The 26988-nt window shown below is 71.9% G+C and carries 25 protein-coding genes, 1 pseudogene and 1 riboswitch; of the genes and pseudogenes, 6 read left to right on the plus strand and 20 right to left on the minus strand.

The features are described 5' to 3' along the window. Positions 1-48 precede the first annotated feature (48 nt). From PZB77_RS02895 to PZB77_RS02910, 4 genes are all read right to left on the minus strand, one after another. Positions 49-1239: an MBL fold metallo-hydrolase gene (locus tag PZB77_RS02895; RefSeq protein WP_275490926.1), complete on the minus strand. Its 1191-nt coding sequence runs from the start codon at positions 1237-1239 to the stop codon at positions 49-51. 87 nt (positions 1240-1326) lie between these two features. Then, positions 1327-1767: a PPOX class F420-dependent oxidoreductase gene (locus tag PZB77_RS02900; RefSeq protein ID WP_275490927.1), complete on the minus strand. Its 441-nt coding sequence runs from the start codon at positions 1765-1767 to the stop codon at positions 1327-1329. Between the two features lie 136 nt (positions 1768-1903). Beyond that, positions 1904-2908, minus strand: a complete 1005-nt coding sequence (locus tag PZB77_RS02905; RefSeq protein WP_275490928.1) for a DUF6745 domain-containing protein — start codon at positions 2906-2908, stop codon at positions 1904-1906. A gap of 158 nt (positions 2909-3066) precedes the next feature. Beyond that, entirely contained in the window at positions 3067-3393 is a 327-nt protein-coding gene (locus PZB77_RS02910; protein WP_275490929.1) for a hypothetical protein, read from the minus strand. Positions 3394-3588: 195 nt separating this feature from the next. Here PZB77_RS02910 and PZB77_RS02915 point away from each other — a divergent pair, with 195 nt between their 5' ends. The 5 genes from PZB77_RS02915 to PZB77_RS02935 all read left to right on the plus strand — a co-directional run bounded on the left by PZB77_RS02915 (position 3589) and on the right by PZB77_RS02935 (position 9043). Continuing rightward, the gene (locus PZB77_RS02915; protein WP_275490930.1) at positions 3589-4545 is read left to right on the plus strand and encodes an STM4015 family protein; all 957 of its coding nucleotides are present in this window, start codon (positions 3589-3591) and stop codon (positions 4543-4545) included. 36 nt (positions 4546-4581) lie between these two features. Beyond that, positions 4582-5856, plus strand: coding sequence for an STM4014 family protein (locus tag PZB77_RS02920; protein ID WP_275490931.1), 1275 nt, complete (start codon positions 4582-4584; stop codon positions 5854-5856). A 79-nt stretch (positions 5857-5935) separates the two neighbouring features. Then, positions 5936-6742 (plus strand): STM4013/SEN3800 family hydrolase, encoded by an 807-nt coding sequence (locus PZB77_RS02925; RefSeq protein ID WP_275490932.1) that lies wholly within the window; start codon positions 5936-5938, stop codon positions 6740-6742. Positions 6743-6749: 7 nt separating this feature from the next. Further along, entirely contained in the window at positions 6750-8141 is a 1392-nt protein-coding gene (locus PZB77_RS02930) for an STM4012 family radical SAM protein (RefSeq protein WP_275490933.1), read from the plus strand. 8 nt (positions 8142-8149) lie between these two features. Then, on the plus strand, positions 8150-9043 hold the full coding sequence (locus PZB77_RS02935) for an STM4011 family radical SAM protein (protein ID WP_275490934.1): 894 nt from the start codon (positions 8150-8152) through the stop codon (positions 9041-9043). A 22-nt stretch (positions 9044-9065) separates the two neighbouring features. On the opposite strand, the gene PZB77_RS02940 is transcribed toward PZB77_RS02935, so the two are convergent. Further along, positions 9066-9890, minus strand: coding sequence for an SGNH/GDSL hydrolase family protein (locus PZB77_RS02940; protein WP_275490935.1), 825 nt, complete (start codon positions 9888-9890; stop codon positions 9066-9068). A 179-nt stretch (positions 9891-10069) separates the two neighbouring features. Next, positions 10070-10963 (minus strand): LysM peptidoglycan-binding domain-containing M23 family metallopeptidase, encoded by an 894-nt coding sequence (locus tag PZB77_RS02945; RefSeq protein ID WP_275490936.1) that lies wholly within the window; start codon positions 10961-10963, stop codon positions 10070-10072. A 4-nt stretch (positions 10964-10967) separates the two neighbouring features. Then, a riboswitch (cyclic di-AMP (ydaO/yuaA leader) is annotated at positions 10968-11122 on the minus strand. Positions 11123-11549: 427 nt separating this feature from the next. Between PZB77_RS02945 and PZB77_RS02950 the strand changes: the two genes are divergently transcribed. Next, positions 11550-12401 carry a tyrosine-protein phosphatase gene (locus PZB77_RS02950; RefSeq protein WP_275490937.1) on the plus strand — a complete coding sequence of 284 codons (852 nt, stop codon included), beginning with the start codon at positions 11550-11552 and terminating at the stop codon, positions 12399-12401. Here the strand turns inward: PZB77_RS02950 and PZB77_RS02955 are convergent. From PZB77_RS02955 to PZB77_RS03020, 14 genes and pseudogenes are all read right to left on the minus strand, one after another. Continuing rightward, complete coding sequence (locus PZB77_RS02955; RefSeq protein ID WP_275490938.1) at positions 12395-12574, minus strand: DUF6126 family protein; 180 nt, start codon at positions 12572-12574, stop codon at positions 12395-12397. The genes PZB77_RS02950 and PZB77_RS02955 overlap by 7 nt on opposite strands. Positions 12575-12646: 72 nt before the next feature. Then, positions 12647-13255 (minus strand): XRE family transcriptional regulator, encoded by a 609-nt coding sequence (locus tag PZB77_RS02960; RefSeq protein WP_275490939.1) that lies wholly within the window; start codon positions 13253-13255, stop codon positions 12647-12649. A gap of 88 nt (positions 13256-13343) precedes the next feature. Further along, positions 13344-14762: an aspartate aminotransferase family protein gene (locus PZB77_RS02965; protein ID WP_275490940.1), complete on the minus strand. Its 1419-nt coding sequence runs from the start codon at positions 14760-14762 to the stop codon at positions 13344-13346. A 122-nt stretch (positions 14763-14884) separates the two neighbouring features. Then, a pseudogene (locus PZB77_RS02970) lies at positions 14885-15553 on the minus strand (1-deoxy-D-xylulose-5-phosphate synthase N-terminal domain-containing protein); the annotation flags it as partial. Between the two features lie 72 nt (positions 15554-15625). Then, on the minus strand, positions 15626-16645 hold the full coding sequence (gene hpnH / locus PZB77_RS02975) for an adenosyl-hopene transferase HpnH (RefSeq protein WP_275490941.1): 1020 nt from the start codon (positions 16643-16645) through the stop codon (positions 15626-15628). Between the two features lie 5 nt (positions 16646-16650). Then, positions 16651-17298: a 1-hydroxy-2-methyl-2-butenyl 4-diphosphate reductase gene (locus PZB77_RS02980; protein ID WP_275490942.1), complete on the minus strand. Its 648-nt coding sequence runs from the start codon at positions 17296-17298 to the stop codon at positions 16651-16653. Continuing rightward, the gene (shc, locus tag PZB77_RS02985) at positions 17298-19295 is read right to left on the minus strand and encodes a squalene--hopene cyclase (protein WP_275490943.1); all 1998 of its coding nucleotides are present in this window, start codon (positions 19293-19295) and stop codon (positions 17298-17300) included. Before shc ends, PZB77_RS02980 begins: the two co-directional genes overlap by 1 nt. 107 nt (positions 19296-19402) lie before the next feature. Then, entirely contained in the window at positions 19403-20506 is a 1104-nt protein-coding gene (locus PZB77_RS02990; protein WP_275490944.1) for a polyprenyl synthetase family protein, read from the minus strand. Continuing rightward, a complete protein-coding gene (hpnE, locus tag PZB77_RS02995) occupies positions 20503-21891 on the minus strand; it encodes a hydroxysqualene dehydroxylase HpnE (RefSeq protein ID WP_275490945.1) in 1389 nt (462 codons plus the stop codon). The genes PZB77_RS02990 and hpnE overlap by 4 nt, the downstream gene beginning before the upstream one ends. A gap of 100 nt (positions 21892-21991) precedes the next feature. Beyond that, a complete protein-coding gene (gene hpnD / locus PZB77_RS03000; protein ID WP_275490946.1) occupies positions 21992-22948 on the minus strand; it encodes a presqualene diphosphate synthase HpnD in 957 nt (318 codons plus the stop codon). Then, entirely contained in the window at positions 22945-23862 is a 918-nt protein-coding gene (gene hpnC / locus PZB77_RS03005; RefSeq protein WP_275490947.1) for a squalene synthase HpnC, read from the minus strand. The genes hpnD and hpnC overlap by 4 nt, the downstream gene beginning before the upstream one ends. A gap of 429 nt (positions 23863-24291) precedes the next feature. Continuing rightward, entirely contained in the window at positions 24292-25077 is a 786-nt protein-coding gene (locus PZB77_RS03010) for an ABC transporter ATP-binding protein (protein WP_275490948.1), read from the minus strand. Beyond that, on the minus strand, positions 25070-25999 hold the full coding sequence (locus PZB77_RS03015) for an ABC transporter permease (protein WP_275490949.1): 930 nt from the start codon (positions 25997-25999) through the stop codon (positions 25070-25072). Before PZB77_RS03015 ends, PZB77_RS03010 begins: the two co-directional genes overlap by 8 nt. Before the next feature lie 111 nt (positions 26000-26110). Continuing rightward, complete coding sequence (locus PZB77_RS03020) at positions 26111-26983, minus strand: glycosyltransferase family 2 protein (protein WP_275490950.1); 873 nt, start codon at positions 26981-26983, stop codon at positions 26111-26113. Positions 26984-26988 lie beyond the last annotated feature (5 nt).

Genomic DNA, 26988 nt, shown 5'->3' on the forward strand with positions numbered 1-26988 from the left:
CTCCTCGTCGCTCCCCCTTGTCACTCCCCCCTCGTCACTCCCCCCTCGTCACTCCTCCGTCACGAGTTCGAGGGCGTCGTGCGCCGAGTCCTCCGGCATGTCGGGACCGGGCCACGCCTGGTCGGGTACGTATCCCACGCCCCGCCACCACGGCGCGGTCGGCAGCTCGCCGGACGGTTCGAACGGTTGCCCGGGAATGGGAAAGGCGCCCGGCTGGCCGACCGCCGCCGCGGCCTCCCGGGTCCACTCTCCGGGCTCGGCCCACGCGTGCGGCGCCAGGTTGAAGGTGCCCCAGTGGATCGGCATCAGGACACCGTGAGGGCGTCCGCCCTGGAGATCGAGGTGCGCGCGGATCCCCTCGGCGGGCGTCATGTGGATGTCCGGCCAGTACTCGGAGTAGGCGCCGATCTGGATCATGGTGGCGTCGAACGGCCCGTGCTCGGCCCCGATCTCCTTGAAGCCGGGGAAGTAGCCGGTGTCGCCGCTGTGGTAGATCCGGTGGTCGGGGCCCTCGACGGCCCAGGAGGCCCAGAGGGTGTGCTGCCCGCTGCGCACGCCGCGCCCGCAGAAGTGCCGCGCGGGGGTCGCCGTGAGCCGGAGGCCCGCCACTTCGGTGGTCTCGTTCCAGTCGAGTTCACGCAGGCGCTCGGGCGAAACGCCCCAGTGCTCCAGGTGGGCGCCGACGCCGAGCGGCACGGCGAAGACGGTGTCCGTCCGGGCGAGTGCGCGGATCGTCGGCAGGTCCAAGTGGTCGTAGTGGTCGTGGGAGATGACGACGACGTCCACGGAGCCGAGTGCCGTGAGCGGCAGCGGTACGGGATGGAGGCGCTTGGGACCCGCGAAGGCGAACGGGGAGCAGCGCTCGCCCCAGACCGGGTCGAACAGCACGCGGCTGCCGTCGATCTCGGCGAGGACGCTGGAGTGGCCCATCCAGGTCAGCCGCAGACCCGAGGCGGCGGGCCGCGCCAGGTCGGCGAAGGTCGTGGCGTGCACCGGAAGGGTTCCGGCCGGAGCCCTGCGTGCCCGGCGTTCCTTGTCGAAGTAGATCTTCGCGAAGTCCGCGGCCGAGCCCGAGGGCCGGGTCCGGGCTCCCACCGGGTTCTGGAAGACGCCGTCGGCGAAATGGGGCGAACGACGGATGCGCTCCATCCGGGCGCCCGTCGGGTCGGCCCCGAAGGCGTCGGTGCGCATCGAGCGCAGTCGGGAGCGGAGGGGGGTCATGAAGTCGGCGCCGGTCACAGCATCTCCTGGGGAGCTCGATCTCTTCCTATTATGTGCTCAGGCGGGCCCGTGCGAGGGCCCGCCCGGCTCCCCACGCGTATCGGGTCAGGCACCCGGCTGCCCGTAGACGTGCTCGACATGGAGGGTGAGGACGACCCTGCGGTCCCGCACCATCGCCTGCCGGTAGTCGTCCCAGTCGGGGTGCTCGCCGAGGACGTCGCGGTAGAGGGTGATCAGCGCGTCGACGGTGGCGTCGTGCGGATCGGCGGCGGGAGGGGTCAGCTCGGCCGTCCCGTCCACGACGGTCCAGGCCCCGCGGTCCTCGCTCGTCACGTGGTAGCTCGCCCGGGGATCGCGGCGCAGGTTCCGCGTCTTCGCCCGCTCCTCGGTCACGGAGACCCGGATGGTCCGGGCTCGCGGGTCGTAGGCGTGGCTCACGTTCGACAGCTGGGGCCGGCCGTTCTTCCTCAGGGTCACCAGCACTCCGCCGTGCGAGGCGGCGACGAGTCGCAGGAGGTCGTCCTGCGCGGAATCGGGAGACGTCATGCCCGTCCAACGTGCGTGCGGCCTTCAAGATTCCTCCGGTGCGGTGCGGGACGGCGCCGCCCGAGCCCCCGAAGGTCCCGTTCCCCGGCTCCGGCGTGGCGGTGCACCGTCCTCGGGTCCGGCGGGCGTCCGCTCCTCAGGTCTGGCGCAGGGGGGCGTACTCCTCACCTCCGAGTCCGAAGGTCCACGCGACCCCGTCCTTCGCCGTGCGGGTCGACGGCGGTACCCGCAGCCAGTAGGTGCGGTGGGTGCCGTCGGGCTCCGGGGTGGAGTTGACGACCTCGACCATCACGACGTCCTCGTCGCCGGGCAGGGGCACGCGCCAGAGGACGCCCGTCTCGTCCCGGTGGACCGGTTCGGCCGCGGACTCCTCCAGGTAGCGGTCGTAGCCGAAGTGCTCGAGCATCACACGGCGCAGCTCGGCGTTGGCCTCCTCGCGTATCCGCTGGGGGGTCAGGGAGTCGAGTTCTTCGAGGAAGGCGGCCGGCACCGGCATGCCACGCCAGGCGTGGAGGGCGAACCCGTCGCGGTAGGCGAGCGCGGGGCCGTCCGCCCGGTCGAGGCGCCCCGCTTCGTCACGGTGCAGGGTTTCGGGGCGCTCGGCCACCACGACGGCGTTCTCGTAGGGCCACCACCAGCCGGCGTTCCGCGCCACCTGGGCGAGGCCCGCCAGTCGCTCGCTCTCCTCGAAGGCGGCGAGCCATGCCGCGTCGTGCTGCCCCAGTACCGCGTCCAGCAGGACCAGCCGCACCGCGGTCTCGTCGCCGGACTTCCCGGCGAGCTCGGCCACGACACCCGCGCGGATGCGCTCGGCCAGGGCCGAGGTGGTGTCCCACAGCTGCGCTCCGGTGGCCGACCAGCGCGCGGCCCATCCCATCGCCCCCAACGCGTCGTAGGTGCTTCGGCGTTCGTGCGCCCACGGCCGGGTGCGCACCTCCTCCCGCACCGACTTCCCGGCACCGTCGAGCTGCTCCACCGCTTCCACGGCCGCCCTGGGCGAGTCCGCCCAGACGAATCTCGCGGGCTCCGTCAGCCCTGCGGTGCGGTAGGCCAGGCGAATGCCGTCCTCCGCCGCCGTCCGGTCGGCCGCTCCGGTGGCCGCTGCCACCGCCCTCCACGAGGTCACGTCCCGCGTCGTCATTCCCGCTCCTGTCCTCTTCCGTCCCGTGTCTCTGCTTCGTCCGTGTGGTCGTGCTCCGTCGGTGCCCGCGTCCACCCGCGGCGCTCCCGGTCCGGTGCGGCCGGGCGCGCCGGCGGTGGGCCGGCCCGTCCCGACGCGCCTCGCCAGGGCGGTGCCCGTCAGTCGGCCACGACGCGGAAGGCGCCCGGGACGTACTCCCGCTGACGCACCACCCGGAACCAGCCCTTCGGGAGCGTGATCGCGGCGTGCTCCTCGTGGACGACCCGTCCGCCGTCGGGGAGGTGGAGCAGCATCGGCCCGAACGTCCCCGCCTCGCGTATCAGCCGGCCGGGCCCCCGCACGGCGTGCGCGTGTCCGGTGACCTCGCCCAGCGCGAGCACCAGACGGCCCCGGGCGTCGCGCAGTTCACCCGGCGCGTCCACGAGCCGCGCGGGCACCTCCGACTTCTCCACCGCCATGATCAGTACGTCGCCCTGCCGGTACACGGACGTCTCCCCTCCGGTGCGGCGCCCCGTGCGCCGACCCCTGCCGAGAACGCTAGGAGGTGGGTCTGACAATCGCGCGTTTCCGGCGGGACCCCTCCCGGACGCGGCGGGACCCCTCCCGGACGCGGTGGTGTCAGTGGCACTTGATAGACCTTGCGGCAGACAAACGTCCCCGGCACACCGGAGTTTCGGGTCATGACCATCACGCACCACCTGAGCGAGTTCCACGGCCTTCCCACCGTCGACTTCGAGTTGCGGACCGGCGGACCCTCGCTCCCCGGGGCCGGCGCCGCGGCCTGGCGTCTTCGGGTCGATCCGTACGCGGACGAGCCGGCCACCAGCTGGGAACAGGCCTTCGAGCTGTTCCTGAGGACGGTGGACCCGGCCGGTGTCCGGGCGCTGATCATCGGTCAGTGGGGGGAGGCGTACGACTGCGACTCCGCGCACCCCATCGGCCTGGTGACCGCCGCGGCCGGCCGGCTGACCTCCCTGGAAGCCGTCTTCGTCGGCGACCTGGTCCTGGAGGAGGCGGAGATCTCCTGGATCGAGCAGTCGGACGTGACGGCGCTGCTCAGCGCCTATCCCCGGCTGGTGGAGCTGGGGGTGCGGGGTGGCACCGGTCTGGTCTTCCCGCCGACCCGTCACACGGGGCTGCGCTCCCTCACGATCGAGTCGGGGGGTCTGCCGGCCGAGGTGGTGCGCGGTGTCCTGGACAGTGAGCTCCCCGCGCTGGAGAAGCTGGACCTCTGGCTCGGTGTCTCGGCGTACGGCGGTGACAGCGGGATACCGGATCTGGCCCCCCTGCTGTCCGGCACGCGCTTTCCGGCTCTGCACCACCTCGGCCTGCGCAACAGTGAGATCCAGGAGGAGATCGCGGCGGCCGTCGCCTCGGCCCCGGTGGTGGCGCGGCTGCGCACGCTGGACCTGTCGAACGGCGTCCTCGGCGACGACGGCGCCGCGGCGCTGCTCGAAGGCCAGCCGCTCACCCATCTCGACGTGCTCGACCTCCATCACCACTTCCTCGGCGAGGCGATGGAACAGCGGCTCGTCGCGGCGCTGGAACCGCACGGCGTCCGGGTCGACCTCTCCGACCGCAACACGCCCTGGGGCGACGGCGGGCGGGAGAACAGGTACACGGCGGTGGCGGAATGAGCTGCGCGACGGAGACCGAGCACCCGGGTGGGGACGATGAGCGGTACGCCGCGGTCCGCGCATAGCCCGGGACCGCGCCCGGCGCGGGGCCCGGCGGCTTCCACGGCACTGGCCGTCGTCGGCAACCCGCTCAACCGCCGGGTCGCGTTCTTCCGGGACGCGGTGCGCGCCGCCGGGCTGCCGGAGGTACGGGTCGTGCCGTGGCTGGACGTCCTGCGCGGCCGGGCCCGCTTCCGGACCGGCGAGTCGGTGCGCCTGGACTCGCCGGGCGAGGATTTCGAGGTCGAGCGCCTGCTGCGCGGCGTCGGAGATCCGACCCGGGTGGAGGGATCGGCGCTCTGGTACGCGAACTTCCTCGCCGCAGTCCGTTCGGTGGCCGCGGAGGTATCGGCCGTGGGCGGCGAACTGCTGCACGATCCGGCCGAATTGGCCCGCCTCTTCGACAAGCGGCTCTGCCATGCGGTACTCGACGGAGCGGGGGTACCGGTGCCTGCCTCGCCCACTTCGGGGCCGGCCGCGCCCGCGGTCCGGGACTGGGAACACCTGCGGAAGCTCCTGCGGGACCACCGCATGCCCCGGGCGTTCGTGAAGTTGGCGCACGGCTCGTCGGCCTCCGGCGTGCTGGCGGTGGAGACGGCCGGGCCCGGCCGGGTCCAGGCGACCACCTCGGTGGAACGGGACGGGCGGGGAAGGCTGTTCAACTCCCTGCGGGTGCGGCGGTACACCACCGAGCGGGAGGTCGCCGCCCTGGTGGACGCGCTCGCCCCGGACGGACTGCACGTCGAACGCTGGCTCCCCAAGGCGTCGCAGCAGGGCCGTTCCGCCGATCTGCGGGTCGTGGTGGTCGCGGGCCGGGCGACGCACGCCGTCGTGCGGACGAGCCGCTCGCCCCTGACCAATCTGCATCTCGGCGGGTCCCGCGGGGATCTGGACGGGGTCCGCGAGGCGGTGGCCGCGGCCGGCGGCAGCTGGCCGGAGGCACTGGCGATCTGTGAACGCGCGGCTGCCCGCTTCCCCGGGACGCTGTGTGTGGGGGTCGATCTGCTGCCCGCCACCGGCTGGCGGCGGTTCGCCGTGGGCGAGGTCAACGCGTTCGGCGATCTGCTCCCCGGCCTCACCGGCCTGCCGGGCAGCGGAGCCGAGGGCTTGGACACGTACGCCGCCCAGGTCGCCGCTCTCCGGTCCCGCGCGGACAACCGCGCCGGCCCTCCACACGCACAGGTGCACACACCGACACCGACACCGACACCGACACCGACACCGACACCGGAAGAACGACCGAGGACCGACCGTGCCATCGCTGCCCCCTGACCACGCGGACGCCGCGGCCGGCACGGATTCCACCGGGAAGCGCGCCCCGGACCGTTCACCGGGCGGCGGAGGTCCCGACATGAACGCCGTCGTCGGCAGCCACGATCTGCTGCTCGTCACGCTCGACACCCTGCGGTACGACATCGCCGCCGAACTCCTGGCGGCGGGTCGTCTCCCGCACCTCGCCCGGCACCTCCCCGGTGGCGTCTGGGAGGAGCGGCACGCCCCCGGGAGTTTCACCTACGCCTCCCACCAGGCGATCTTCGCCGGTTTCCTGCCCACCCCGGCCTCTCCGGGGCCGCACCCGCGTCTCTTCGCCGCACGCTTCGCGGGCAGCGAGACGACCGCCGGGCGAACCTTCGTGTACGACTCCCCCGATCTGCCGGGGGCGCTGGAGACGGTCGGCTACCACACGGTGTGCATCGGCGGCGTGGGCTTCTTCAACGGGCAGCCGCCGCTGGGCGCGGTGCTGCCCGGTCTCTTCGCGGAGAGCCACTGGGAGCCGGAGTTCGGGGTGGCCTCACGGGTCTCGTTCGAGTCCCAGGTGACCCGGGCCGAGGAGGTCGTGGCGGCGCTCCCGGACGATCGGCGGCTCTTCCTCTTCGTCAACGTCTCGGCGCTCCACCAGCCGAACTGGTTCCACCTGCCGGGCGCCACCGCCGAGGTCGGCGACACGCGGGCGACGCACGCGGCCGCGCTGGAGTACGTGGACCGGCACATCGGCCGGCTCTTCGCGGCGGCGAGCCGCCGTCGCCGGTGCTTCGCCATCGTCTGCTCCGACCACGGCACCGCCTACGGCGACGACGGCTACACCGGGCACCGACTCGGCCACGAGGCCGTCTGGACGGTTCCGTACGCCCACTTCTTCCTCGAACCGGGGGCCTGATCCGACCATGACCACCACGCCCACCACTCCCACCGCCCGACCCGTCGCGCCGACCGCGGCCCCCACCCCCATCAGGCCGTACCAGAGCTACGTCTACGCCTACCCGCACAAGACCGCCTACCGACCGCTGCCCGACCGCCCGTCGCTGCGCGAGGAGTGGGCCGGCGAAGACAAACGGGCACTCCAGCTCTACGCCCACATACCGTTCTGCGAGGTCCGCTGCGGCTTCTGCAACCTCTTCACCCGGATCGGCGCTCCGGGGGAACTGACCACCCGCTACCTCGACGCCCTCGACCGGCAGGCGACCGCCGTGCGGGACGCGCTGGGGGACACCGGGCCGGTGCGGTTCGCCGCCGCGGCGTTCGGCGGCGGTACGCCCACCTTCCTGACCGCCGGCGAGCTGGAGCGCCTCTGCGACATCGCCGAGAAGCGGATGGGGGTGGATCTGCGTGCGGTACCCCTCTCCGTCGAGTCGTCGCCCGCCACGGCGACCGCGGACCGGCTCGCGCTCCTCGCCGACCGGGGCACCACCCGCATCAGCCTCGGCGTGCAGAGCTTCGTCGACGGCGAGGCCCGCGCGGCGGTCCGCCCGCAGCGCAGGTCCGACGTCGAAGCCGCGCTCGGCCGCATCCGCGCCACCCGGATACCGGTCCTCAACATCGACCTGATCTACGGCATCGACGGGCAGACCGAGCGGAGCTGGCTCACCTCGCTGGACGCAGCCCTCGCCTGGCACCCCGAGGAGCTGTACCTCTACCCGCTCTACGTCCGTCCGCTGACCGGTCTCGGCAGGCTCGCCGGTGGAGGGGCCGCGTCGGACGCCGCCTGGGACGCCCAGCGCCTTTGCCTCTACCGGGCCGGCCGGGACCATCTGCTGGCGCACGGGTACGACCAGGTCTCCCTGCGGATGTTCCGCCGCGCGGACGCTCCCCCGCAGGGCCCGGACGACTACGCCTGCCAGACCGACGGCATGATCGGCCTGGGCTGCGGTGCCCGCTCGTACACCTCGCGGCTCCACTACTCCTTCGACTACGCCGTCGGGATGCAGGAGATCCGCGCCATCATCGACCGCTTCACCGCCACCGAGGACTTCGCCCGCGCCGAGTTCGGCCGGCGCGTCGACGGGGAGGAGGCCCGGCGACGCCACCTCCTGCAGTCACTGCTGCAGGCCGCCGGGCTGCCGCGCGCGGAGTACCGGCAGCGGTTCGGCACCGACCCGCACGACGACTTCCCCGAAGAGCTGGCACGCTTCGCCGCGCTCGGCTGGCTGGACGGCAGCGGGGACCGGGACGGTCGGCTACGGCTCTCCCCGGAGGGCCTCGCCCACTCCGACGCGCTCGGCCCCGCGCTCTTCTCGCCCGCCGTACGCGCCGCGATGGCCGTGTACGAGGCGAAGTGAGCGGCCCCGTGGACCTGACGATCCTCTACCGGGGCCCGCTCGCCTCCTGCGACTACGCCTGCCCGTACTGCCCGTTCGCCAAGAGGCGGGACAGCCGGGAGCAGCTGGCGGCCGACCGGGCCGCGCTCGAACGCTTCACGGCGTGGGTCGCGGCGCGCAGCGGGGACCGGCTCTCGGTGCTCTTCACCCCGTGGGGAGAGGGGCTGGTGCGGTCCTGGTACCGGCGCGCGCTGGTGGAACTCTCCCACCTGCCGCAGGTGGAGCGGGTCGCGATCCAGACGAACCTCAGCGGCCGCACCGGGTGGCTTGCCGAGGCGGACCGGGAGCGGGTCGCGCTCTGGTGCACGTACCACCCGGGGCAGACCGCGTACGACCGGTTCCTCGGCAAGTGCCGCGAGCTGGCCGCGCTAGGGGTGCGTCACAGCGTGGGCGTCGTGGGGTTCGAAGAGCATCTGGCCGAGGCGCGGCGGCTGCGCGCCGCCCTCCCCGACCAGGTCTACCTCTGGGTGAACGCGGCCGAAGGGCGTACCTACACCGACGCGGAGGCGGAGCACTGGACGGCGCTCGACCCGCTCTTCCCGTACAGCCGCCACCCGCACCGCTCCGCCGGCCTGCCCTGCCGGACGGGGCAGTCGGTGATCTCGGTGGACGGCGAGGGCACCGTGCGGCGGTGTCACTTCGTCAAGGCGGAGCTGGGCAACCTCTACGACGGCAGCTACCGCGAGGCGCTCGGTCCGAGGGCGTGCCCGCTGGCGGTCTGTGACTGCCACATCGGGTACGTGCACCTGGAGTCGCTGCCGTTGTACGACGTGTTCGCCGGGGGCGTCCTGGAGCGGATTCCGGCGGTGGCGGGCGGTGCGGCACCGCCGGGCCCGTCACGCCCCCGCCTTCCCCTGGTGTAGCGGACCCGCGGCGCCGCGCCGCTCAGAGCGGCAGCAGGTCCGGGCGCTTCGCGGCGACGGTGTCGCCGGAGGATTCGCCGCGCAGTCGGCGGCCGATCCACGGGACGAGGTGTTCGCGGGCCCACTGGATGTTGTCGCGCCGCACTTCGTAGGTGTTCCGCTCGGCCTGCGGGGGCCAGGGCTGGTCGGGATCGGCCGGGGTGTCCATGCCGAGGACCCGCGCGGCGCGCAGTGCCACCCGGGTGTGCCCCTCGGCGGAGAGGTGGAGCCGGTCGTCGTCCCAGGCGCGCCGGTCCTGGATCGAGCGGAGGGACCAGAGGTCCAGGACCGGGCAGTGGTAGCGGTCCGCGATGGCGCGCAGGTGGACGTTGTAGGTGGCGATCTTGCCGCGCATGTGGCGCAGCACCGGTACGCCGCGGGTGTCGAACCCGGTGGTGACCATGACGGTGCCGACCGCGTCGGTGAGTTCGGCGACCGCGCGCTCGAAGCGTTCGGCCAGGTCGTCCGGGTCGGTGCCGGGGCGGATGACGTCGTTGCCTCCGGCGCAGAAGGTCACCAGGTCCGGTGCGAGCTCCTTGGCGCGCGGTACCTGTTCCGCGACGATTCTGTCGAGGAGCCGGCCGCGTACCGCGAGATTGGCGTACCGGAAATTTCCGTGCGGGGAATCGGAGTGCGTCGCCCCGTCGAGGGCGGGGAGCTGGTCCGCCAGGAGGACCGCGAAGCGGTCCGCCCAGCCGACATAGGTCCCGTCGGGTCCGGGGTCTCCGACACCTTCGGTGAAACTGTCGCCGATCGCCGCGTACGACCCGATGATGTCTGTCTTCTGGATTCTCGAATCGATTGCCACGGCCACGTATCTTGCCCCTTCCCGTGTGACCTACGCGACCGAAAGAGGGGGTTGACGGTGGGTGAGATAGACCACCCGGTCAGGTTTTGGTAAAGCCGGAATAAGTGGAGGGGCAGCACGCTTGCGCGTACCGCCCCTCGAACCCTGACGGATCGTGACGACCGTCAATGGTTTCTGTCTCAGATGGAGACGCCGTGCGAACGCAGGTAGGCGATCGGGTCCACGTCCGAGCCGTAGCTCGGGGTGGTGCGGATCTCGAAGTGGAGGTGCGGGCCGGTGACGTTTCCGGTGGCACCCGAGAGACCGATCTGCTGGCCGCCGGTGACGGTCTGGCCGACCGAGACCATCAGCTGCGACTGGTGCGCGTACTGGGAGTACATGCCGTCGGCGTGCTTGATGATGACCTCGTTGCCGTAGGCGCCGTCGTAACCGGCGGAGACGACGGTGCCCGGGCCGACGGCACGGATGACGGTGCCGGTGGCGGCGCTGAAGTCGGAGCCGGTGTGGTAGCCGCTGGACCACATGGAGCCGGAGGCGTGGTACTGGGTGGTGACGGTCGCGTTGGCGATCGGGGTGACCCAGCCGGAGCTGTTGCTGTCGGCGGCCTTGGTGGCCGGCGCGGCGGACTCCGTCGTGGTCGCCGGGGCGGCCTTCGTCCCGGTCGTGGTCGCCGTCTTCGCCCCGGTCTCCGTCTCGGCCTTCGCGGCGGAGGCGGCCGGGGAGGAGGTGGACGCGTGGGCGCCGAGCGTCAGCTTCATGCCCGGCAGGATCAGGCTCGGGTTGTCGCCCACGACCTCGCGGTTGTCCTGGTAGAGCTTCTCCCAGCCGCCCTTGATCTTGTGTTGGGCGGCTATCTTCGCCAGGTAGTCGCCGGAGACGACCCGGTAGGTCGTGGCGGACTGCTGGGCGGCCGGCGCGGACTGGGCGGCGGCGGGGGCCGTCCGCTCGGCGGCGTGGGCACCCGTGGCGCCGAGGAGCGGCAGGGCGAGAACAGCGCCGCCGGCTCCTGCGGCGAGGACGCCGCGAGCGATCGGGCCGGACTTCTTACGACGGTGGTTACCCGGGATGGGCATGGGGAATTCCTCTCCGGCGCCTACGAGGTGAGCTGTCGGGTTCGGGCTGGAGATGCCCGGTCGCGCTGAACGCGACTTCACCCCGAGCCGTCCGGAACAACTCCGGTCGGCGGCTTACCTGGGTCCCCCGCTCCTGCCACGCATAGGTGAGTTCGAATTCCGGGCGGCGGCAGGATTAGGCGGTCCGTCCGGATTGAGGGTGAACGTAATCGAGCCGGGTCGGACGGAACAAGCCGTGGCAACCGGAACGGAATCCGTGCGCTGATATCGGCCCCGTTTTCCCGTCACCCTCCGTGGATTCGCGATCTTGAATTTCCGCGTGACGGCCGGACGTCCCCCCGGCCTCACGGCCACGCACCGTCACCGATATGATCCCGCTCACGAGATCACCCGCCATCTCCCTTATAAACGGGTGATGTTGGGTTAAACAACTACAATACGGACATGTCGCACGCGGCCCTGAAGGGGGTCACGCAGCCGTCCGGACCCACCGTCGGCACACCGGCTCCGGGAACGGATGTCGTAGGGTCGCGACGAGCCGACGTCGGCGAGCAGCGCCGGCGCGCTGGAGCACTCAGGAGCCGCTGTGACGCAGGTGCCGCAGTTCTCGCCGGCCGAACCCGAGCTGAGCGGGGTCCGCAACTTCCGGGACGTGGGCGGGCTGCCCACCACCGATGGGCGGCGCGTACGACACGGGAGGCTCTTCCGCAGCGGTCACCTCGCCGCCGCCACCGCCGAGGACGCCGTCTTCCTCGGCCGGCTCGGCCTGCACACGGTCTTCGACTTCCGCAACGCGGCCGATCAGAAGCTCGACGGCTTCGACGTGGAGCTGGCGGGCGTGCGCAACGTCCGCATCCCGCTCTCGGACCCGGCCGACGGGGCCGGATTCTGGCGTCTGGTGCGCGAGGGCGACATCGCGCAGCTGCGCTCGCTGCTCGCCGACGGCAAGGGGAAGGAGCGGATGCTCGCCTCGTACCGCTCGATCATCACCGACCGCACGACCGAGCACAGCCGCGTGCTGCACGCACTGGCGCGGGACAGCGTGCCGGCGCTCATGCACTGTGCCGCCGGCAAGGACCGGGCGGGCCTGACGATAGCGGTGACGCTGCTCGCGGTCGGGGTGGAGCGCGACGCGATCGCGGCGGACTACCTCAAGTCGAACGACGCCCACCGCCGGTACCGGCTGCGGCGCGGCGACAGCGCCGACCCGGTCGTCTCCACCGAGGTGATGAGCCTGCTCAACCCGCTCTTCGGGGCGCACATCGACTACCTCGACGCCGCCTTCGCCACCATCGAGGAGAACTGGGGCACCACCGATCGGTACTTCGCGGACGGGCTGGGGCTCTCCGGCGAGACCCGGGAGCGGCTGCGCGAGCGACTGCTGGATCAGTCCGCACCCGCACGTCCGTACCCGTCGGGAGACCGGTCCGGCTACTGATTGCCTCCGGCCACGGCGAAGAGGATGTACAGGAAGGCCGCGACGACGTGTCCGGCCACCAGGTAGGCGATGAGCCGGATGACCACCCCGCGCGGCATCTTCCGTTCGTGGGTGTCGCGGACCTCACCGGTCGGCCGGGGGGTCAGCGGGTCGTAGTGCTCCGAGTCGTACATGACGGTCCTCTCTGCCGGACGCCCGGGGTCCGGGCGTCGGAGGTGATGGCGAGGCGTGGGCGCCGGGCGCGGTCAGCGCCGACGGGTCCCGTCGCCGAGGCACAGCTCGGCGGCGGGGCTCTGCAACAGGGTGTGCACGAAGATCAGCTCGGCGCCCTCCGGGCCGGCAGCGGCGATCCGGTGCGGGGTGAGCGAGTCGAAGTGGGCGCTGTCGCCCGGCCCGAGTTCGTGCGCGGATTCACCGAGGCTGAGCCGGAGCCGCCCTTCGAGAACGCAGAGCCACTCCTCCCCCGGGTGGACGCGCACCAGGTCGCCCTGGGCGCCGTAGGGGACGCGTACCCGCAGAGCCTGCATGGCGCGGCCCGGGCCGCCGGCCCGGCGGTACATCCAGCCGTCCGCCTCCGGTCCGTCGAAGCGGCCGCCGCGCACGATGGCGTCGCGCTCCGGGGGGATCTCGCCGAGGAGTTCGGAGACGGTCGTGCCGTAGATCCTGGCGAGACCGAGGAGCACCGGCAGCGAGGGTTGCCGGTTCCCCGTCTCGAGCCGGGAGAGGTGGGCCGGGGAGAGTCCGGCCCGCTGTGCGGCGGCCTCCAGGGTGAGGCTGCGGCTCCGGCGCAGTTCGCGCAGGCGGGGAGCGACGCCGGGGAGGTCGTCGGCCACCCCTCCGTCGGGAGGATTCATGTCTCCATTGCGCCACCGACTTTCCTCTGAGGCAAATTTCTTGCCTCAGAGGCAAACCGCTCCGAGGTGGTCCAGCGGTCTCCATGGGTCACCGGCCCGCAACCGCCTGCTTCACCAGGGTCCGCCCGAAGTCCCACATCAAGCCGCCCCCGCCGTGGGCGTCGTCCATCACCGACTCGAAGGCGGTCACGAAGCGGTCGACCTCGGGCTCGCCGATGATCAGGGGAGGGATCAGCTTGATCACCTCGAGGTGGTCGCCGGACACCTGGGTGAGGATCCGGTGCTTCTGCAGCAACGGTACGACAACCATCTGGGCGAAGAGCCCTTTCCGCGCGGCTTGCAGCATCGTCCACCGCCCGCGCAGCTTGATCGACGAGGGCCTCCCGAACTCGATGCCGATCATCAGCCCGCGCCCACGCACCTCGTGGAGCAGCTCGTACCGGTCGACCAGCGCGCCGAGCCGTGTCCGCAGCAGGTCGCCGGTACGCCGGGCGTGGGCGACGGTCTCCTCGTCCTCCATGACCGAGAGGACGGCGAGCCCCGCCGCCATCGCCTGGGCGTTCGATCCGAAGCTCGCGGAGTGGACCAGCACCCGGTCCATGGAGGAGTACACCTTCTTGAAGATCCAGTCCTTGCCGAGCGTCGCCCCCACCGGCACGTAGCCGCCGGAGAGCGCCTTGGCCACGCAAACCAGATCGGGCTCGACGCCCTCCTCGTGCTGGTAGGCGTAGAAGTCGCCGGTACGCCCGAGGCCGGTCTGCACCTCGTCGGCGATCAGGAGCGCCTTGCGGCGGTGCAGGAGGTCCTGGGCCTCGCGCAGGAAGCCGGGCGGGGAGGCGTGCACCCCCTTGCCCTGGATGGGTTCGACGACCAGCGCCGCCACGTCGCCCCGTTCGAGTTCGCGGCGCAGCGCGTCGAGGTCGCCGAGGGCGATGGCGGTGTCCGGGAGCAGCGGCGCGAAGCCGTCGCGGAAGCCGTCCTCGCCGTTGACCGAGAGCGAGCCGGTGGTCAGGCCGTGGAAGGCGTGGGTGCAGTAGAGGATGCGCGGTTTTCCGGTGGCGTAGCGGGCGAACTTGAGCGCCGTCTCGACGGCCTCGGTGCCGCTGTTGCCGAAGAAGACGCGGTCGAGATGGGGGCTGTGGGTGAGGAGCTTCTCGGCGAGGAGGCCCGGCAGCGGCTGGCAGTCGAAGCGGGTGAGGTCGGCGAGGGAGGCGTCGAGCACGTCGTGCAGCGCCTTGCGGACGACCGGGTGGTGGCGGCCGAGGCCCATCACGCCGAATCCGGCGAGCATGTCGAGGTAGTCGTTGCCCTCCTCGTCCCAGAAGTACGCGCCCTCGGCCCGTTCGTAGACCTTGTCGAAGCCGATGGTGTGCAGCATGCGCGGCAGTTGGTGGTTGAGATGGCGCGTGTGCAGGTCGTACCGCTCCGCGCCGCGCTCCGCGAGCAGCGTGGTGAGGTCGAATCCTTTGCCGGCGCCCGCGGCGCCGCCTTCCCTGTCGTCCTTCATTCGCCGCTCGTCTCCTTCTTCTTTCCGCGCGCCACTCGTCCTCGTTCCCCGAAGCTCCCGGCCGCCGCGCCACCCACTCCGGACCGCCCGGTCAGGGCCGCGCCGATCCCGCCCGCGATCTCCACGGGGGTCAGCCCGATGTCCGCCAGTACCTCGCCGCGCTTGGCGTGGGCGAGGAATTCCCCGGGAATCCCGAAGGTCCGCAAGGGTACGTCCGCCCCCGCGTCCCGCAGCGCCTGCCCGACCGCCCGGCCGTCGCCTCCGGTACGGCAGTTGTCCTCGACCACGGCGACCCGCCGGTCCCCGGGGGCGATGTTGTTCAGCGCCTCCCGGGCGATGCCGCCGGTGAGGGCGCCGTCACCGGTGACCGCGACGACGTGGTCGTCCCTGCCCAGCACGTCGTTCGCCTTGGCTGGGCCGTCCGCCCAGCCGTGGGCCGTGGAGGCGGGCGAGTTCTCGATCACGTCGTGCGCGGACTCCGCACGGCAGGGGTGGCCCGACAGGCCGCCGCCCCTGGCGCGCAGGGGGGAGAAGTCCTGGCGGCCGGTGAGGAGCTGGTGCGCGCAGCTCTGGTGACCTGTGTCCCACAGGATGCGGTCGCGCGGCGAGTCGAAGACCCGGTGCAGGGCGACGGCGAGTTCGACCACGCCGAGGTCGGGACCGAGGCGGCCGCCGCTGCGGGAGATCGCCTGCACGGGGAAAGACTCGATGTCCGAGGCGAGTTCGGTCGGTTGCGGTGCGCTCAGCGGCGCGAGGTCCCCGGGTCCCCCGATGGACTCCAGCAAGGTCATGTCGGTGCCCCCTCTCTGGTGACGGAGGGCGGTCGCGGCCCAGGTGCCCGGCCACGACCGCCCTCCCCGGATCTACCGGTTGCCGGTGACCGTCTCCCGGGCTGCGCGCAGCGATTCCTTGAGCGAGCCCATGGTGGCGAGCACGGCGGTGGGTTCGTAGCCGCAGTGCGCCATGCAGTTGGCGCAGCGCGGGTCCTTGCCCCGGCCGTACTTGTCCCAGTCGGTCTCCTCGATGAGCTGCCGGTACGTGGGGACGTACCCGTCGCTCATCAGGTAGCAGGGGCGCTGCCAGCCGAAGAGGGAGTAGTTCGGGATGGCCCAAGCGGTGCAGGAGAAGTCCGCCTTGCCCTCCAGGAAGTCGAGGAAGAGCGGCGAGTGGTTGAGGCGCCAGCGCGCCCGGTTGCCGCCCGCGAAGGACTTCTTGAAGAGCTCACGGGTCTGCTCGACACCGAGGAAGTGCTCCTGGTCCGGTGCCTTCTCGTAGGCGTACGCGGGCGAGATCATCATTTCGTCGACCTTCAGGTCGTCGTTGAGGTAGTCGAGCACCTCGATGATGGTCTGGGGGGTGTCGGTGTTGAAGAAGGTGGAGTTGGTGGTGACCCGGAAGCCCCGTCTCTTGGCCTCCTTGATCGCCGCCACCGCCTCGTCGAACACGCCTTCCTTGGCGACGGACTCGTCGTGCCGCTCGCGCAGCCCGTCGATGTGGACCGCGAAGGCGAAGTACCGCGAGGGGGTGAACTTGTCCATCTTCTTGCGCAGCAGCATGGCGTTGGTGCAGAGGAAGACGTACTTCTTCCTCTCCACCAACTGACGCACGATCTCGTCGATCTGAGGGTGCATCAACGGCTCGCCACCGGCGATGGACACCATCGGCGCACCCGACTCGAGCACAGCCCCGACGGCCTGGGCCACCGGCATGCGCTGCTTGAGCACTCCGGCGGGGTGCTGAATCTTCCCGCAGCCTTCGCAGGCGAGATTGCAGGCGAACAGGGGTTCCAGCTCGACGATCAGCGGGAACTTCTCACGCTTGCGGATCTTCTGTTCGACAAGGTACGTCGCCACCTTGATGGTTTGGCGGAGCGGCATGACCATCTGGCTCACCTCCGGGGGAGCAACAAAGAACGGTGCCATTCATGAAAGGCAGGCAGGACGGCACGAAGAACGCGGAAAGCTGATATTCCACCGCGTACCGTGGCAACCCGGACGAGCTCATGCTCTGGAGCGTCCACGACCACCCGTACGGCCGCAACCGGGCGGTGGCCGTGACGCAGAGCGGTACAGAGGGTCGCCGCGGACTCCATGTCCACGGCGATGGCCCCGGTCCTGGCGAGGGCCGCCCGTTCGGCGCCCCTCACGACGTGGTCGGAGCCGGTCAGGGGGCCGGTGTGCACGGTCCGGCCGGGAAAGAGCCGGGAGACGGCGTCGACCAGCAGGGGAACACCGTCACAGGCGGTTCTCCCCTCGGCGGACCGGGTCTCCCCGGCGACCACGAGATCACCCGGGTGCATGCCGGGCGCGAGGCCTGCGCAGAACCCGGAGGCGATGACGGCGGCGCCGCGCATCTCCTCCCGGGCCAGCGCGCGCCCCAGCGCGGTCTCGGCCGCCCGGGGTCCCATCCCCGTCCGCAGGACGGTGACCGGACCGCCACCGCGCGGCCCGCTCCGCAGGGCCAGCTGTTCGATGCCGAGGGCGCAGGCGACGAGCAGCGGTGCCGGCGGACGGGTGGGGGGCGGGGGCCCGCCCATCAGATCGCCGCCGGGCGCGCGACCCGGGCGGCGAGCGGATCACCGTGGGCGTAGCGCCCCAGTGCGGTGAGCGGGAAGACCTGACGGTAGAGGTGGTAGTTGATGGAGAAGTCCCAGGGGAAGCCGGTTCCGGTGAAGAACGGCTCGTCCCAGGACCCGTCCTCCTGCTGGGTCCGGGTCAGGAAGGTCACGCCCCGGGTGACGGCGGGGCTCTCTCGCTCACCTGCGGCCAGCAGGGCGAGGAGCGCCCAGGCGGTCTGCGAGGCGGTCGACTCGCCCCGGCCGATCCACTTGCTGTCCTGGTAGGAGCGCAGGTCCTCGCCCCAGCCGCCGTCGTCGTTCTGGACGGACTCCAGCCACCGTACGGCGCCGCGGACGGCGTGATGGGTGGTGGGCAGCCCGGCGGCGACCAGTGCGGGCACCACCGACCCCGTGCCGTAGACGTAGTTGACGCCCCAGCGGCCGAACCATCCGCCGGCGGCGTGCTGTTCGGCGAGGAGCCACTCCACTCCCCGGCGCACGCTCGGGTCGTCGGCGCGCCCTTCGTAGGCCATCATCTCCACGACGTGGCCGGTGACGTCGGCGGAGGGCGGGTCGACCACCTCGCCGAAGTCGCAGAAGGGCAGCCGGTTGGGGAAGGGGCTGGTGTTGTCCGCGTCGAAGGCGCCCCAGGCACCGCCCCGCGACTGCATCCCGACCGTCCAGCGCACTCCGCGCTCGATGGCGGCCTCAACCCTGGCGGGGTCGGGGTGACGGACCCGGCGCAGGGCGAGGACGACCTCGGCGGTGTCGTCGATGTCCGGGTAGTTGTCGTTGTGGAACTCGAACGCCCATCCGCCGGGCGCGAGCCGCGGCCTGCGCACCGACCAGTCCCCCGGTCGGGTGACCTCCTCCGCGAGCATCCAGTCGGCGGCCTTGACCAGCGCCGGATGGTCCGGCGGGAGACCGGCGTCGGCCAGGGCGATGGTGGCGAGGCAGGTGTCCCACACCGGTGACTGGCACGCCTCGACCATGCGCGCGCCGTCGGGGCGCCACACGGCGAACCGGTCCAGCGATGCGAGTCCGGCGCGCATCACCGGGTGGTCGAGCTCGTAGCCGAGCAGGTGGAGGGCGATCACGGAGTAGACGGCGGGCGGCTGGATCCCGCCCCAGCAGCCGTCGCTCTCCTGCCGTTCGATGATCCAGCGGGCGGCGGCGTTCATCGCGAACCGGCGCAGCCTGCGCGGGGCGATCCGGTGGTAGAGGTGCAGCGCCTTGTCGAGCCGCTGGAAGACACCGTCCCAGCTCACCGGCGAGGCCTTGCGCACGGGCGGATTGGGGCGGGAGGGGTCGGTGTGCAGCTCGTCGAGGGAGAACGGTGCCGGCCGTACGGGCCGCGTCGCCGAGACGATGGTCAGCGGAACAATGGTCTGGCGGGCCCAGCAGCCGAAGTCATAGATGTTGAGCGGTACCCAGGAAGGAAAGAACATCAATTCGGGCGGGAGCTCCGGGAGGTCCTCCCACTTCCACCACCCGAAGAGGGCGAGCCAGATCCGGGTGAACACCCGGGAGGCGGCGATCCCGCCCTGGTCCCGCACCCAGGCGGCGGCCCGGGCCATGTGCGGCTCGTCGGGCCGGTCGCCGGCCAGTCGCAGCGCCACATAGGCTTCGATGGTGGCGGAGAGGTCGCTCGGCCCGCCGTGGAAAGTGGCCCAGGTGCTGTCGCCCAGCTGCTCGCCGCGGACGAAGAGGGCGGCGGCCCTGAGGGTGTCGGGGTCCTGGATACCGAGGAACTGACGCAGCAGCAGGTCTTCCGCGTCCATGGTGACGTTGGTGGCGAGGTCGCCCTTCCACCAGCCCTGCTCGTCCTGTCTGCCGAGGAGGTGCTCGACGGAGCGTTCCGCGGCCCGGCGGGCGGCGTCGAGCACCCCGCCCGCCGTGGTGGTCGTGTCGGTCGGATCGCCCGGGACCGTGCGAGGATGTGCGGCCCCGGTGCTTCCGTCGGTCGTCGCTGTCATGGCTTCCCCTTCGTGCAGTTCGGTCCTCTGCTGTGCTGGGGTCTCCGTCGGCCGGTGCCCCCTGGGGGGACACCGGCCGGCGACTGCGAGTCATATGCGAATGGTGATCATCTCTTTCGGACGACGACGAAATCGGCGAGCGCGGTGAGCTGCGCCCGTACTTCCCGAGGCATGTCGACGCGGTGCAGCGCCTCGATGGCGATGCTGTGCTGGCGGCGCGCCTCCTGGGCGGTCCACTCGCGGCCGCCCGCCTCCTCGATGAGCGCCGCGCGGGCGGCGAACTCCTCTTCGGAGAAGCTGTCGAAATCGCTGCTCTTGGCATCCGCCGACAGCAGGGCGCCGAGTCGCTCGGAGGCCGGACCGCCGGCGGCGAGGGCCGCCACCACCGGAAGCGACTTCTTGCGCTGGCGCAGGTCGCTCCAGGTCTGCTTGCCGGTGGACTCCGGGTCGCCCCAGATGCCGAGCAGGTCGTCGACCGCCTGGAAGGCGAGGCCGAGGTGGTAGCCGTAGGACTCCAGTGTGTCGGCGGTGCGGTCGTCGGCGCCGCCGAGCACGGCGCCGATGGAGACCGCGCAGGCGAGGAGGGCGCCGGTCTTGTTGCCCTCCATCTCCAGGCACTCCTCGACGGTGACCCGCTCGCGGTGCTCGTACGAGATGTCCTGCGCCTGGCCGTCGATGAGCTTGCGGGTGGCGGTGGTCAGGCGGCGGGCGGCGCGCCCCGCCTCCACGGTGCCGAGCTCCAGCAGGAGTTCGTTGGCGAGCGCGAACAACGCGTCGCCGACGAGGATCGCCTGGGCGGGACCGTGCACCTTCCAGACCGTGTCGCGGTGGCGGCGCTGCTCGTCGCCGTCCATCAGGTCGTCGTGCAGCAGCGAGAAGTTGTGCACGAGTTCGACCGCCACGGCGCCGGGGACTCCGGCCTCCGCGGGGGCACCGGCCGCCTCGGCGGACAGCAGCGCGAGCGCCGGGCGCACCGCCTTGCCGCCGTCGCCGTCGGCGGGCCGGCCGTCGGCGTCGATCCAGCCGAAGTGGTAGGCCGCCACGGTGTCCATGGGCGGCGCGAGCCGGTCCACGGCAGCCCGCAGCACCGGCGCTGACAGGGCCCGTCCGCGCTCCAGAAGCGCGGTGACGTCCGTGGTGTCCGCCACGGTGTCGAAAGCCGGATTCGCCGGGGTCACTGACTCTCCTCTTGTTCCGGTGGTACTGCTCATGCCGCCTCCTGCAGCGGATGTTCGTGCGGGTTCCTGAGCCCTGGGAGCACTGCTGCGGCGGCGGTGGTGCCGCTGCGGACGGCGCCCTCCATGGTGGCGGGCCATCCGGTCGCCGTCCACGCGCCGGCCAGGGCGAGTCCCGGCAGCCGGGTACGGGCTCCCGGGCGCAGCCGGCCGGTGCCGGGGACCGGCGCGAACGTCGCGGTGCGCTCGCGCGTGACGAAGAAGTCGCGGACGCCGGCGCCGCGCGCGGCGGGGAGGATGCGCTCCAGCTCGGGCAGGTACCGGGCGCGCAGTTCGGCGACGGGCAGGTCGATCTCGTCCTGCGCGGCCGACTGCGACAGGGCGAGGTACTGGCCGCCGCCGCGCAGACCGGAGGGGACGGTGCGGTCGAAGACCCACTGGACCGGTGACCCGAGCGCGGCGAAGAACGGCCGGCGCAGCACCGTGCGGTCGTAGACGACGTGGACGTTGAGGATGGGGGCGTCCTCGAGGGCGAGCAGCCGGTCGGGCTCGTCGATGGCGCCGGTCGGCAGCAGGGCGTGGGTCTCGCGCTGCGGGAGGGCGAGGACGACGGCGTCGGCCCGGATCCGCTCGTTCCCGGTCTCCACCAGCCAGCTGCCGTCCTCCGCGCGGGAGAGCGAGGTGGCCTTGGCACGCAGTTCGCTCCGTACGCCGGCGGAGTCGAGGGCCTTGCGGGCCAGGGTGTCGTGGAGTTCGCCGAGCGGCACGGCCGCCCACCCGATGTCGGCGGCGCCGGGTTCGGAGAGCAGGCCGGTCTTGAAGACCATCGCGGCGAGCGCCAGGGAGGCGTTCTCGGCGGTCGCGTTGAGGGTGGCGACCCCGACGAGGTCCCAGAGGGCCTCGACGGTCCTCGGGGACTGGCCGTACCGGCGCAGCCAGTCGGCGAAGCTGACGGTGTCGAGGGCGGGGTCCGCCGGGTCGAGCCGGCCGAGGGCGAGTGCGGCCCGGCCGACGCCCGCCTTCTCGGCGAGCGAGAGGTGCGGGTAGGCCGCCAGTCCGCCGGCGAGGTGCAGCGGTACGGGCAGGCCGGTGCGCCGGAGCCGTCCGAGGCGCGGTCCGGCGGGCCGGCCCACGTCGAGCACGGGTACGTCGAGGCGGTCCTGGACCGGGGCGAGGTGGGCGGCGCCGATGCGGTCCAGGAACCAGCGGTATCCGGTGCAGCAGCGCAGGTAGACGTGCTGTCCGTTGTCGACCGTCAGATCGCCGCGGCGGAAGGAGAAGGCGAGGCCACCGAGCCGGGGGCGGCCTTCGAGCAGGGTCACGTCGGCCCCGGCGTCGGCGAGGCGGAGGGCAGCGGTGATGCCCGCGAGGCCGCCGCCGACGACCACGGCGCGTGCGGGGAGCGGTGCGGTGCCGGTCATGCCTCACCCTCCCGTCGGCTCGTCGACCACAGAATCGTCCCAGGGAGGGACGTCGCCGGCCACAGGATGGTTGCCCGGCACACGGATTGGCCGCTGTCCGTCATGGGCGCCCCGTCCTGGTCGTCAGGCGCGAGACGTGACGCGCGTCAAGTCCGGAGAGGCCGCGGACCGCCACGTACGCCTTCTCGTGGCCCGGCAGGGAGACCCGGCCGCGCAGCACCGCCTCCGGGTCGCGCTCGATGCGGTCGAGGAGGCGACGGTAGATTCCGGCCATCGCCGCGACGCACGCGCCGCTGCGGCGGTCCAGCATCGGCAGCAGGCGGTACCCCTCGGCAAAGAGCGCGCGGGCCCGGCGGACCTCGAAGTGGATGAGGCCCGCGAAGTCGGAGCCGGCCGGCGGGGTGGCCCGGTGGAAGCCGTCGGAGCAGCCGAACTTGGCGAGGTCGTCCGCCGGCAGGTAGGTCCGGCCGTTGCCCGCGTCCTCGCGCACGTCGCGCAGGATGTTGGTGAGCTGGAGGGCGAGTCCGAGCGTGTCGGCGTACTCGGGCGCGCGGTCGGCTCCGGGGGCGCCGCGCTCCGTGCCGAAGACGCCGAGGCTGAGGCGGCCGATGGCTCCGGCGACGCAGCGGCAGTAGGTCCTCAGGTCGTCCCAGGTCTCGTAGGTCGCTCCGCGGACGTCCATCAGGACACCGTCGATGAGCTCGTCGAGTCCCTCCAGGGGCAGCGGGAAGCGCCGGGCGGCGTCGGCGAGCGCGACGGCGACCGGGTCGGTGTCGTCCTCCTCCACCGCACCGTCGCGCACCCTGCCGAGCAGTTCGCGGGTGCTCTCCAGCCGTGTCTTCTTCGTCCCGGGGTCGAGCGGGCCGTCGCCGATGTCGTCGACCCGGCGGGAGAAGGCGTACAGCGCGGACATCGCCTGGCGCTTCTCGGCCGGCAGCAGCCGGATGCCGTAGGCGAAGTTACGTGCCTGCTGCCCCGTGACGGCCTCGCAGTAGCTGTATGCCGCCGCTACCGGTGCCGACATGGACGTCGTCTGTCCCTCCACTTTCGGAGTCATCCCTCTCTTCGCGCACTTCGCAAGACAACTCCCACTTCGCGCAGCAGGCTGGGCTTCGTGGGTCTGGGCGGTCCGGGCAGTACGTCGAAGCCGGCCGCCGTGATCGCGGTGAGGGCGGCCCGCCCTCCGGCGACGAATCCGGCGAGCAGCAGGCGGAGTCTGCCCTGGACGCTGCCCACGAGGGGGGCGCCCTCGTCCAGCAGTTCCCGGGCGCGTGCCGCTTCCCAGGCGATCAGGGCCCGCACCGACGCGCCCGCGGTGGGGGCGGCCAGGTCGGCCTCGGTCACGTGGAAGCGTGCCAGGTCGTCGGCGGGCAGGTAGATCCGGTCGCGGCCGAGGTCCTCGGTGACGTCCTGGAGGTGTTCGGCGATCTGCAGGGCGGTGCAGATCGCGTCCGAGCGGCGCACCCGCTCGGGGGTGGTGGTCCCGGTGATCGCGAGGACCAGCCGGCCGACCGGGTTGGCGGAGAGCTCGCAGTAGGCGAGGAGCTCGTCCCAGGTCGCGTAGCGGCGGATCTTCTGGTCCTGCCGGTTGGCCTCGATCAGCGCGAGGAACGGCTCGGGGGTGAGCGCGCGGCGACGGACGGTGGGGCGAAGGGCGCGCAGCAGCGGGTGGTGCGGGCCGTCCCCGTCGGTGGAGAAGACCCGGTGCAGGTCGGCTTCGAAGGCGTCGAGCAGGGCGAGCCGGTCGTCGGCGCCGTCGGCCGTTCCCGGCTCCAGCCCGAGGTGGCGAGCGTCGGCACCGCCGGGGGCGAGGTCGCCGTCGCCGATGTCGTCGACGAGCCGGGCGAACCCGTAGACCGCCATCAGGTCGTCGCGCCAGGCGCGGGGCAGGAAGAAGGGAGCGACGGGGAAGTTCTCGTCCGCGGCTTTGTCGAGGGTGGCGACCGCGGGCGCCGGCTGGGTACGGGTCACGTCGTACCGCCCGGCGCGGGGACGGCGAAACCACGTCGGAGCTGGAGATTGTCCGTCATTGCCGTCACATCTCCCGTTCTACACTGCTGACCCAAAACATCCCTTTTCGGACACGCCGCCCGCCCTCCCGAGTGCCCCGGCGCACCTGGTCGCATGCTGTGGGCGTATCGGCACACTTGCCGCGAATCAGCACCGGTACAGCTTACGTTGTACGGCTCGCACGGCGTCGGCCGGGTGTTCCGCGGCGTCACGGCCGGCCGCCCGGCTCCCAACCTTCCACGGCATCGGGACACTTGGCATCGTCCGCCAGGTGGAGAAGCGATCTCCGGCTACCGCCACAGGCGGACGGGCCGGACACCCCGGGGTCAGGGGCCGGGCGAAGCGTTTCGCCCGGCACCACCCGCGGTGTCCGGCCCGCAGTCGGCCGTCCTACTTGCCGGTCTCGCGCTCGTACGCCTTGAGGACCTCGTCGGTGGGGCCGTCCATGAGGAGCTCGCCCTTCTCCAGCCACAGGACGCGGTCGCAGGTGTCGCGGATCGTTCCGTTGTTGTGGCTGACCAGGAAGACCGTGCCGGCCTCCTTGCGGAGTTCGCGGATGCGTTCCTCGGAGCGGACCCGGAACTTGCGGTCACCGGTGGCCAGCGCCTCGTCGATCATGAGGACGTCGTGGTTCTTCGCCGCCGCGATGGAGAACCGCAGACGGGCCGCCATGCCGGAGGAGTAGGTCCGCATCGGGAGGGTGATGAAGTCACCCTTCTCGTTGATCCCGGAGAACTCCACGATGCTCTCGTAACGGGAGCGGATCTCCTCCCGGCTCATCCCCATGGCGAGACCGCCGAGCACGACGTTGCGCTCACCGGTGAGGTCGTTCATCAGGGCGGCGTTCACGCCGAGGAGCGAGGGCTGACCGTCGGTGTAGACCCGGCCCTCCTCGGTCGGCAGCAGGCCGGCGATGGCCCGCAGCAGGGTCGACTTGCCGGAGCCGTTGGTGCCGATGAGGCCGATGGCCTCGCCCCGGTACGCGGTGAAGGTGACGCCGCGCACGGCGTGCACCTTGCGGATGCCGCGGGGCTCGCCCTTGCCCCGCCGCATGATGCGGCTGAGGGCCGCGGTCGCGCTGCCCCTGCCGCCACCGCCGCCGTTGACGCGGTACACGATGTGGACGCCGTCCGCGATGACGGTGGGGATCCGCCCTTGAGTGTTGTCGTCAGCCACGGCCGTACCGTTCCTCTGCCTTCCAGAAGTACACGAAGCCCAGGGCACCCACCACGAGCGCCCATGCCACGGCGACGGCCCAGACGTGGGCCGGGAGGTTCTCCGCGCCGTAGCCGTCGATGAGGGCGAACCGGACCAGGTCCATGTAGATGGCCGCCGGGTTGTACTGGAGCACGTTCGCGATCCACTGCGGCTTGTCCTGGAGCATCACCGTGATGGAGAACATGACGCCGGAGGCGTACATCCAGGTCCGCATCACGAAGGGCATCAGCTGCGCCAGGTCGGGGGTCTTGCTCCCGAGACGGGCCATGACCAGCGCGAGGCCGGTGTTGAAGCAGAACTGCAGGAGCAGGGCCGGGATCACCAGCAGCCACGACAGGGTGGGGTAGCTGCCGAACGCCACGGCGACCGCCACCAGCACGATCATCGAGTACAGCAGTTGCTGGAGCTGCTGCAGGGAGAACGACACCGGCAGCGAGGCACGGGGGAAGTGCAGCGCCCGCACCAGGCCGAGGTTGCCCGAGATCGCCCGTACGCCCGCCATGACCGAGCTCTGGGTGAAGGTGAACACGAAGACACCGGTGACCAGGAAGGGGATGAAGACCTCCTGGCTCATCCCCTTCCGCGTGCCGAGGATCAAACCGAAGATCAGGTAGTAGACCAGCGCGTTCAGCAGCGGGGTGGCCACCTGCCACAGCTGGCCGAGCTTGGCCTGGCTGTACTGCGCGGTCAGCTTCGCCCGCGAGAACGCCAGGATGAAGTGGCGGCGGCCCCACAGCTGACGGACGTAAGCGAACAGCCCGGGCCGGGCGCCGCTCACGGTCAGGCCGTACTTGTCGGCCAGCTGTGCCGGACTCAGCCCCTCGTCGGCCGACGGCGGAGCGCTCATGGCGACCCGCCCGTCATGCGTTGTGTCACTCACAGATGGAAACTCTCGTCTTCGATCCACGCGGCCGGTGAAGGGGGCGCGGCGCAGGCGGACAGGACCTGGAAAAGAATGCGTACGTGGGTCATGGTCTCAGAGGCGGCCGGGTCAGATCACCGGGGGACGGCCCAGCTTCGTCAGCCGCCAGACCGTGCGCCACCGCATGGGCCGCCGCGGTCCGCAGGGGGTCGTCCACCCCTCCCGGAAACCGCCGAACCACGCCTTGAGGGCGGGCGCGGAGGGGCGCCGTACCAGCGTCAGCAGCAGCCAGACGCCCAGGTAGACCGGGACCAGCGGTGCGGGGAGGTTGCGCCGCGCGAGCCAGACCCGGTTGCGGGCAACCATCCGGTGGTAGACCGCGTGCCGGGACGGCGCGGTGGTCGGATGGTCGAGGACCATGTCCGCGCGGTAGTCGATCAGCCATCCAGCGTCCAGCGCCCGCCAGGCGAGGTCGGTCTCCTCGTGGGCGTAGAAGAACGCCCCGGGCAGCCCGCCGACCTCGGCGAGCACCGCGGTGCGCACCGCGTTGGCACCGCCGAGGAAGGTCGTCACCCGGGAGGAGCGCATCGGGTCGGAGGCGCGCAGCCGGGGGACGTGCCGGCGCTGGGTGAGGCCGGTCTCCGGATCGGCGATGCGGAAGCTGACGATGCCCAGCTCCGGATCCTCCCGGAACGCCCGGCGGCAGAGCTCGGCGGTGTCGGTCCTCGGGAGGCGGCCGTCGTCGTCGAGGAAGAGCAGCACGTCCACGTCGGTACCGCCGGGCCCGAAGGCCTCGATGCCGGCGTTGCGGCCGCCGGGGATGCCGAGGTTCTCGGGGAGTTCCACGGTCCGCACCCCGTCGGGGACGTCCGGTACGGGGGCCCCGTTGCCGACGACCACGATCTCGATCCGGTCGCCGTCCTGGGCGGCGACCGAATCGAGGAGGGCGCGCAGCTCCACGGGACGGTTGCCCATGGTGATGATGACCGCGCCGAGTTTCATGGAGT

The sequence above is a fragment of the Streptomyces sp. AM 2-1-1 genome (assembly GCF_029167645.1).
In the GTDB taxonomy this organism is placed as follows: domain Bacteria; phylum Actinomycetota; class Actinomycetes; order Streptomycetales; family Streptomycetaceae; genus Streptomyces.